6 protein-coding genes and 3 tRNA genes are annotated in these 7,873 nt (G+C 61.3%); 3 read left to right on the forward strand and 6 right to left on the reverse strand.

Features of this window, described 5'->3' with window-relative positions; genetic code table 11:
- Positions 1-179 (forward strand): GNAT family N-acetyltransferase (locus L0H65_RS10355; protein ID WP_301458807.1); only part of this gene is annotated, 179 nt, incomplete at its 5' end.
- 152 nt (positions 180-331) lie between these two features.
- On the opposite strand, the gene L0H65_RS10360 is transcribed toward L0H65_RS10355, so the two are convergent.
- The 6 genes from L0H65_RS10360 to L0H65_RS10385 form a co-directional block, all read right to left on the reverse strand.
- The gene (locus L0H65_RS10360) at positions 332-589 is read right to left on the reverse strand and encodes a DUF1344 domain-containing protein (protein ID WP_301458800.1); all 258 of its coding nucleotides are present in this window, start codon (positions 587-589) and stop codon (positions 332-334) included.
- Positions 590-914: 325 nt separating this feature from the next.
- Positions 915-991: transfer RNA gene (locus L0H65_RS10365), tRNA-Asp, on the reverse strand.
- Positions 992-1,024: 33 nt separating this feature from the next.
- Positions 1,025-1,101 (reverse strand) — tRNA-Asp (locus L0H65_RS10370).
- Positions 1,102-1,286: 185 nt separating this feature from the next.
- A tRNA-Val gene (locus tag L0H65_RS10375) sits at positions 1,287-1,362 on the reverse strand.
- A gap of 277 nt (positions 1,363-1,639) precedes the next feature.
- Positions 1,640-2,311 (reverse strand): DUF6778 family protein, encoded by a 672-nt coding sequence (locus tag L0H65_RS10380; RefSeq protein ID WP_301458802.1) that lies wholly within the window; start codon positions 2,309-2,311, stop codon positions 1,640-1,642.
- A 171-nt stretch (positions 2,312-2,482) separates the two neighbouring features.
- Entirely contained in the window at positions 2,483-5,167 is a 2,685-nt protein-coding gene (locus L0H65_RS10385; protein ID WP_301458803.1) for a CHAT domain-containing tetratricopeptide repeat protein, read from the reverse strand.
- Positions 5,168-5,309: 142 nt separating this feature from the next.
- On the opposite strand from L0H65_RS10385, the gene edd reads away from it, so the two are divergent.
- Positions 5,310-7,109 (forward strand): phosphogluconate dehydratase, encoded by a 1,800-nt coding sequence (edd, locus tag L0H65_RS10390; RefSeq protein WP_301458804.1) that lies wholly within the window; start codon positions 5,310-5,312, stop codon positions 7,107-7,109.
- Positions 7,110-7,228: 119 nt separating this feature from the next.
- A complete protein-coding gene (gene eda / locus L0H65_RS10395; RefSeq protein WP_301458805.1) occupies positions 7,229-7,867 on the forward strand; it encodes a bifunctional 4-hydroxy-2-oxoglutarate aldolase/2-dehydro-3-deoxy-phosphogluconate aldolase in 639 nt (212 codons plus the stop codon).
- Positions 7,868-7,873 lie beyond the last annotated feature (6 nt).

Below are 7,873 nucleotides of genomic sequence, written 5' to 3' on the forward strand. Positions count from 1 at the left end.
CCGCGCGGGGGCGTGGCCTCGGGCGGGCGCTTTTGGACGATCTGATCGCGATTTGCCGAGAGAACGGTTATTCGCGGCTTTACTGGCATACCGATGAGGCCAACGCGCGCGCGCGTGCGCTTTATGACAGTTACGCCCCATATGACGGGCATGTGCGCTATCGCATCAAGCTGGGTTGAAACGGCAAAGGGCAGCAATGGCGGCGGCTCGCGGGCGGCGCTGACCAGATCAGACGATCTGGCGCGACAGCCTGGAGCTGAGACGTGACACAGGAAATGACACAGGGGGCCAGTGGTCCCCCATGTGCAGCGTCCGACAGGGAGGGCGGCGCTTATTTCATCACTTTCAGACGACGGGCCTCATGGATCTTTCCCTTCAGAATCGAAGCAAAAGCGACCTTCTCACCCGGCTTCAAAGCCGAATCCTTCCACGCCTTCGACATCTGATACTGGCTGCCGTCTTCCGGTGTCAGCATCATGGTCTTGGCGTCATAGGATTTCACCGCGCATGTCGCGCTCGTCGCGGCATGAGCCATCGGGGCAACAGCCATCACCACCGCGAAAACGGAGGGCAAGGCCAACTTGCGCATTTTCAGGATCTCCGCCTTCAGCCGACCCCCACGGGGCACAGCTTCCTTCGGGTTTCATCTTGGCGTGTCGCGTCGGCGGAGGATTGCCCGGCATGTCCTGCAACCCGCTGAATGAATACTCCGGCGCATCGCGGTTGCACAAGGGTGGCCCACGAAGCTGTCACGCACAGTGAAACAGCGTGACATGGTGCGCGCCTGGCCAGCCGCACAATGCCAATCAAACCGAATGGCCTCGGCGTCGTGCACCGGGGAGCGACCCGCACGGAACGGAGCGGTCAATGACATCGTACCGCAACGTCTCGCTTCATCGGAAAGATAGGGGAAATGGCGCGGTTGACGGGGCTCGAACCCGCGACCCCCGGCGTGACAGGCCGGTACTCTAACCAACTGAGCTACAACCGCGCATTTCAATCACGTTCGGGGCGGGCGGATGGCTGGCGCGGTTGACGGGGCTCGAACCCGCGACCCCCGGCGTGACAGGCCGGTACTCTAACCAACTGAGCTACAACCGCATGTGCCATCCGGGCCCGCCCGAACGTGAAGGGGTATTACGGAAGGGCGCGCACGGCGTCAAGCGGCCAATGCGGTATTTGATCGTGATGGTTGAGGAATAATCCGCTACGATTGACAGCAAAAACGGCAAATGCTCACGCTCGCCGCCGAGGGAGGGGCACGATTTCCGCCAAAGGTTTGAAATTGGTGGGTAATGACGGGCTCGAACCGCCGACATCTTCGGTGTAAACGAAGCGCTCTACCAACTGAGCTAATCACCCGCTGGCGGTTGAATACCCGATGAGTCTGGGCCGTGCAAGAGGGGGAAACGCTTTTTCAAACGCGGGCCTGCATCCCTGTTGATCGCGGAACAATGCAGCGGCCCGGTGAAAACCCGATCAAAGGCGACGGGGCTGACGAAGCGTGTCGCTTGTAGAACGCATTTCCGATCAAAATCCCGCGAAGTGTTTTTGTACTTCAGGTGCAACAAGGGGGCCGCAAGCATCAACTGAAACCCGATTCTCCAAATGCCGGGCCGTGGCGGCCGGGATCGGGCAGCTACAACGGCAAGGGCGATTGTTCCATCAGACGACCGGGGGTCAGCGCAATCGGGCCGGTGTTACGGCTGCTCCGTGCGTTGTCGAACTCTGCCGACAATTCGCGACGGGCGCGGTTGCGCAAGGCAATTACCACGAAGCTGCGCTCATTCTCCGCCCGCGCCGCATTTGGCATCGGCTCGGTGATCGTCTGCTTTACAAGGCGTGGCCCGTCGACCACCTGTCCGGTGCGATAGTCGCGCACGGTCAGCAGATAGGCGATGTCATAGCGACCACCGCCGTGTTGGCGGGCCGTGTCGTCCAGGCCACGAAAGCGGGTCACTTCCGCTTCGATCACCACTTCGGGGCCAGTGGTCATCTGTGCCACCGCCGTTTTCAACGCTTCGGTGAACATCGCTGCGATTTGTCCATGGCGTTCGCCCGCAGGCTCCCCACGCCACAGGATATCCGGCTGAATGAAGAGGCCACGGTTTTCCGCAGCGCGCAGCTTTTCCGGCACTGCGACGCGCAAGGATTTCACGTCATATTGCGGGGCGAGTGCGGTTTGACGCATGGCATAATCGGTAACCGGGGAAGAATCAGCAAAGCCATTGCGCGAGGCCACATCCGGCGCGGCACAGGCAGCAATCCCGAACGCGACCCCGAGCAAAGGTACAAGACGAAAGGTTCGCATGGCTTTCCCCGCAACACATCAATCAATAGTCAAAACTCTGCTTCCAAGTTTCGGGTCAAATATGGCCGAAATGCGAAACAATGCCGTTCAGCGTCAAGATTGATGACGCTACTGAAACAATCGTTGCGCAATTGTCACGAAATGCAACTCTAAGGTGAAAGATTAGCACGCTTATTGCGGTGCGCCGACCAGTACGAACGGCGCCCAATAGGCCGGATGTGACCATTTCGGATTTGGCGGATGGTCAATCATCGCCAGAATGGCTTGCTGTTGTGCCTGCGCGATGCCGAGCTTTGGGTCATTCGCCCGGCGCGCGAACATATCGGTCATCAGCCGCACGGCGGACCGGCTTTCGACTGGCCAATGCGACACCATCAGACCGCGCGCACCTGCATAGGTAAACGAGCGCACCAGCCCCGAAAGCGCCTCTGCCCCCGGCTTGTCGCCCTGCGCGGTATTGCAGGCGGACAGCACCACCAGATCGGCATTCAGCTTCAGGTTTTCGATCTCGGATGCCAGCAACAGCCCGTCTTCGCCCTGCCCCGCCGTCAACGCAAGCGCCGGTTCCGCAAGGCTTTGCGCGCCGACGACATCGCCCGACACCAAGCCATGCGTCGCGAAATAAAGCATCCGGTAACGCGAGAGATCCGCCGCCTTCACGGCCCGTTCCGACGCATCCGCACCGACAAGTTGTTCCGCCTCGTTGCCAAGCGAGGCGGCAACCGCCGACAACTCCGCTGCGGTTTCCGGCAATGGGGCCAACGCGCCGCGCAGCACAGAGGCAGCCGGCCCCGCATCCGCGACAATCATCGCCTCGACATTCTGGGCGGTAACGTCGTAAATCGGATCAGCAAAACCCAGCATCGCAAGCTGGTCACCCTGCCCTTTCGCCGCCAACCCCGCAAGTTTCAGCGCATAGACCGAGGGCAGAACCGTCACCGCATAATGCCGGATCAGCCAATCGGTGGATTGCAGGTCAGAGGCTGGATCATCCTTCACGATCAGCATTTGCGGCGGCAGCGACGCCAGCGCGCCCTTGGTCACGACATAAAGATGGGTCTTGCCCTGCAAGATGTCATCCACCTTGCCGATGGTTTCGCGGTAAAGCCACGCGGCGTCAAAGTAATCAAACCCTTTGCGCGGTTCGGATTCCGGGTCAGACAGCGACACCGCCGCGCGGGTGCCGAGTTGCAGCGAAATGCTGCTGCGCAATTCCGCAACACTCTCCTCCAGAATTTCGGGAAGACGGTCCACTTCGGCAAAGCGGAGGTCATCGCGAGTGACGGCAAGAACGACGCCTTTCTCCCTACCGCTTTCCGCAGTATCGAGGACGATCACCGCGCTGTCTGCGCCCAGCAGGTCGCGCAACTCATCCAGCGACAGGGATCCGTTGCCGATCAGGTCAGTCAAATCAGGGTAATCACGATCCTGCACGGCTAGAGCTGCTTCGCGAGCGGTGGCGTTGTCCTGAATCTTCTGACGCAATACCGCCTCGGAGGCCAGATCGCGTTGTGCATAAGGCAGGCTGGCAAAGCTCAGATACTCCGACTGCATTTGCGTCTGAAGGAGATCGCGGTCGGTGATTTCACGCAGCAAGGCACCACCTTTGTCCTCTCCCAGAGCGAGCCTTGCACCAAGCTGCCGCGTGGTATGGTTCAATTGCGAATTCGTTGCCTCCTGCACGACACGAAACAGCAGCGGTCCGGCATCACCGGCGGGAAGTTCGCCCGCTGCATAGGCTTCCAGTGCGGCACCTAGCAACACGCCTCGGCTGCGATTCCCTGCAACTTCCGCCCGCAACGCATAGTCAAGCGCCTCACCCGGTCGGTCACGGTCGCGCAGCATCGCCGCATATTCCAACAGGCTGGAGCCCAGTTCGGGGCTGTCTGCGGGCAGAACAGTGGCCTTGATTTCAATCGCGCGGGACACCGCAATCAACCCATCATCAAAGCTGGCGGAAGTTGGTCCATCGACCGTCAATGCCAGCCCGCGGATTTGCATTGCCTTTGCCTGTTCCAGACTTTGCGGCCCAAAGACTTCGGCGATCAGCGGTTCTGCCCGATCCAGAATTTCCAGCGCCGCCGGGATCTCTTTCAGCGGCCAAAGGCTGTCAGCATAGTCAAGCAAGGGCTTGATGAAAAACGGATGCGCCTCGCCCCATTTTTCCGCCAGAAGCGGCAAGGCGACTTCATACTCGTTTGCCGCTTCCCCCCAGCGATCCGCTTTCAAAAGGATCAGCGCGCGGACCTGGTGTGCGTTGCTCCGAAGGCTCAGGTTCTCGTCGTTTGGATTTGCGTCGAGCACAGCAAAGATGCGACCATATTCGGCGAGCGCGTCCTCGGTCATGCCCATTGACGCATAAAGCGTCGCGAGGTTTTGGCGCCATGTCAGAGTCAGGATTGCATCTGGCCCGATGATGAATTCCGCGGCGGAAACGCCTTGTTGAATCAACGGCAATGCCCGCTCATTCTCCCCGATGTCGGACAGTGCCAAACCATAACCCATGGCCATTTTCGCGTAAAGTGCGTGGCCGGGCAGGTAATTTGCACGGGTCAGGATGTAGAGGTCTTCGAAGGCATTGGCCGCGTCGCGACCTTCCTCCTGCATCCGAAGGATATTGGCCCAGACCAGCCCCGCCTCCAGCGTCACCATCGTTGTGGGACCAAACGCAGTTTGACTGGCAAGATAGCGGCGATGGGCGAGTGCGGAGGCTGCCGGAAAATCACCCGCGACGAACAGCGATTCGACCTTTTGACCATCGGCATTCATTTGCGCCTCGGTATAGGCTTCGGCACAGGCGGGCCCTGCCTGCCCGAAGACCAGACTGAAAAGCAACACAAACAGGATTTGGCGCATTGATCCGCTCCGCAATTGGTCCATACGCTAAACCGGGGAAATTTCGCCGTCCAGCCATGCAAGGATGACAAATTCTGTTCACTTCCCTTCCAATCGCCACTGGTTAGCGCTAACATGCACTGAACCATCCATGAGGCTTGCCATGACCCTGAACAGCACCATCGACCGCGTGACCGACCGTATCCGCACCCGCTCCGCCAACAGCCGGGGCGAATATATGGCGCGGATCGCGGCGGCGGTGGCGAAGGGACCGGCGCGGGCGCATCTGTCTTGCGGCAATCAGGCGCATGCCTATGCCGCCAGCAGCGACAAGGATGTACTGGCCGCAACCCGCGCGCCGAACCTTGGCATCGTGACCGCCTATAACGACATGCTGTCGGCGCACCAACCCTATGAGCGCTATCCCGACCTGATCCGCTCCGCTGCCCGCCGCGCCGGGGCAACAGCGCAGGTTGCGGGTGGGGTGCCTGCGATGTGCGATGGCGTAACGCAAGGCCAACCGGGGATGGAGCTTTCGTTGTTTTCGCGCGATGTCATCGCACTGGCGGCAGGGGTGGCGCTGTCGCACAACGTCTTTGATGCGGCTTTGTATCTGGGCGTTTGTGACAAGATCGTGCCGGGGTTGGTGATCGCCGCCGCGACCTTCGGCCATATTCCGGCGGTGTTTGTGCCCGCGGGTCCGATGCCTTCAGGCCTGCCGAATGACGAAAAATCAGCGGTGCGCAATGCGTTCGCCGAAGGCAAGGCCAGCCGCGAGGAACTGATGGTGGCGGAAATGGCAAGCTATCACGGCCCCGGCACCTGCACCTTTTACGGCACCGCCAACACCAACCAGATGCTGATGGAGTTTATGGGCCTGCACCTGCCTGGCGCGTCTTTCGTCAACCCCGGCAATGGCTTGCGCGATGCGTTGACGGGTGCTGCTGTCGAACGGGCGGCGGCAATCACCGCCCTTGGCAACAGCTTCATCCCGGCGGGCGAAGTGTTGGATGAGCGCAGTTTCGTCAACGGCATGGTCGGCTTGATGGCGACGGGCGGTTCGACCAACCTCGTGCTGCATCTGCCGGCGATGGCCCATGCAGCGGGTGTCGTGCTGGATCTGGAGGATTTCGCCGATATTTCCGAAGCGGTGCCTTTGATGGCCAAGGTCTACCCCAACGGACTTGCGGATGTGAATCATTTCCACGCCGCAGGCGGCCTTGGCTTCATGATCGGACAATTGCTGGATGCCGGTTTGTTGCACCCCGACAGCAAGACGATCCTCGGCGAAGGGCTGGAAGCATACCGCCGTGAACCGAAGCTGCAAGGCAAGGCAGTGGTCTGGGAAGATGGGCCGACCGACAGCCTGAACGACAAGATCCTGCGTCCGGTGAGCGAGCCATTTGCCGCCATCGGCGGGCTGAAACAGCTTTCCGGCAATCTGGGGCGCGGCGTGATCAAGGTTTCCGCCGTTGCACCCGAACGCCGCGTGATCGAAGCCCCCGCCCGTATTTTCCACAGTCAGGACGCCGTGAAAACCGCTTTCCGCGCCGGCGAGTTCATCTCCGATACCGTGGTGGTCGTGCGCTTCCAAGGCCCGCGCGCGAACGGGATGCCGGAGCTCCATTCCCTCACCCCCATTCTGTCGGTGTTGCAGGATCGCGGCTTGAAGATGGCGCTTGTCACCGATGGCCGGATGTCCGGAGCGTCGGGAAAAGTGCCTGCTGCCATCCATGTCTCGCCCGAGGCGGCGTGCGGCGGGGCTTTGGGCAAGTTGCAGGACGGCGACCTCGTTCGGCTGGATGCGCAGACCGGGGTGCTGGACGTGGTCGGCGTCGATCTGGACGCGCGCGCACCGGTTCAGGCCGATCTGTCAGGCAATCACCACGGCATCGGGCGGGAATTGTTCGAGATGTTCCGCCAGAACGTCGGCCCCGCGACGGAAGGCGCGCGGGTGGTGTGAGGGGCATCCCTTTTCGGACATGAAAGCCAACATACAGACTTGCTGACGACACGATATTTCTGCACAAACCCGCAATCGGGGCGCGACCTGCGCACCCTCGGACAGGTTAGGAAACCGCTATGACGCCCGCCGAACAATCCCGACACGCCGCCGAGCTTTGCCGGATGGCCCCGGTTATCCCCGTGCTGGTGGTGGATGATGCAGGCACCGCCGCGAATCTGGCGCGCGCGCTGGTCGCAGGCGGTTTGCCGGTGCTGGAGGTGACGCTGCGCACCCCCGCCGCGCTTGATGCAATCCGCGCGATGGCCGATGTTGAAGGCGGAATTCCCGGCGCGGGAACCCTGCTGACCCCGGCGGATGTGAAAGCGGCGAAGGCGGCGGGGGCGCGGTTCGGCGTATCCCCCGGTGCGACGCCAAAACTGTTAGAGGCCTGCGCGGAATATGACCTGCCGCTGCTGCCGGGTGCCGCAACCGCGACCGAGGTGATGACCTTGCTGGAACTCGGCTATTCGGTGCAGAAATTCTTTCCGGCGGAGGCATCGGGCGGCGCACCGGCGCTGAAATCCATTGGCGCGCCGATCCCGCAGGTACGGTTTTGCCCGACCGGCGGCGTCAGCCTGAAAAACGCGCGCGATTATCTCGGGCTGTCGAATGTGATGTGCGTTGGCGGATCATGGGTGGCACCGCCGGGCATGGTAACCGCAGGCGAATGGGCCGGGATCACTGCCTTGGCATCCGAGGCGGCGAAACTGGGCTGACCCCGG

The organism is Pseudorhodobacter sp. (assembly GCF_030452865.1).
GTDB lineage: Bacteria > Pseudomonadota > Alphaproteobacteria > Rhodobacterales > Rhodobacteraceae > Pseudorhodobacter.

What these genes read in the sequence shown, in the direction of transcription:
- L0H65_RS10360 (WP_301458800.1), bottom strand. Translation starts at nt 589, where the DNA reads ATGCGCAAGTTGGCCTTGCCCTCCGTTTTCGCGGTGGTGATGGCTGTT.
- L0H65_RS10380 (WP_301458802.1), bottom strand. Translation starts at nt 2,311, where the DNA reads ATGCGAACCTTTCGTCTTGTACCTTTGCTCGGGGTCGCGTTCGGGATT.
- L0H65_RS10385 (WP_301458803.1), bottom strand. Translation starts at nt 5,167, where the DNA reads ATGCGCCAAATCCTGTTTGTGTTGCTTTTCAGTCTGGTCTTCGGGCAG.
- edd (WP_301458804.1), top strand. Translation starts at nt 5,310, where the DNA reads ATGACCCTGAACAGCACCATCGACCGCGTGACCGACCGTATCCGCACC.
- eda (WP_301458805.1), top strand. Translation starts at nt 7,229, where the DNA reads ATGACGCCCGCCGAACAATCCCGACACGCCGCCGAGCTTTGCCGGATG.